The organism is Microbacterium sp. 18062 (genome assembly GCF_902706225.1).
GTDB lineage: Bacteria > Actinomycetota > Actinomycetes > Actinomycetales > Microbacteriaceae > Microbacterium.
Genome location: NZ_CACSKB010000202.1, coordinates 1 through 541 on the forward strand (window position 1 = coordinate 1; position 541 = coordinate 541).

At 61.6% G+C, this 541-nt stretch carries 1 protein-coding gene; it reads right to left on the reverse strand.

Annotated features, from left to right (window positions below; genetic code table 11):
- Window positions 1-181 precede the first annotated feature (181 nt).
- Window positions 182-541, reverse strand: a 360-nt coding sequence (locus tag GVL03_RS19365) for a DUF4113 domain-containing protein (protein WP_159502586.1), incomplete at its 5' end; no start/stop codon positions are given.

Sequence of the window (541 nt, forward strand, 5' to 3'; positions counted from 1 at the left end):
CCATATCGCGCTCGTGGCGACGCTTCGCGTCGTGCAGATCCGCCACCGCGCGTGCGGCCTGGCTTTCTGCACTGGCCGCACGGCTTGCAAGCATCGCATCGGCAACCCCATCCGCATATCCCATAGACCCCCCTCTGGCAGGCGTTGAAAACGTTCTGCTGTGCAGCGTACCACTGCACGCTCATGCCTTGGCCACCGGGATCTCGGACAACCTGGTGGTGTATCGCGGGGTGCGTCGATCCTGGCGCATTCCCCACTCTCGGTTCCACTCGCTCTGCCCTGTCGAACCAACGTGCAATGTGCCCTTTCCGTAACGTCCGTTGATTGCATCCATGGCGTGCATGAGCCGCGTCCTGTCACGTTCAACTTCTGGCGCCAGGTCAAGCTCGCCTTGGGATACCTTTTCGTCTTGAAGAGCGAGCAGCATGACGCCGGCCTTTGCGAGCTGGAAGCCGGGTTCGAAAAAGCTCTGGACACCTGCGATCGCGGCATTGACCAGGGCATGCGTGTCTGCTGTAGGCCTTCTGAGGGGCATCACTGC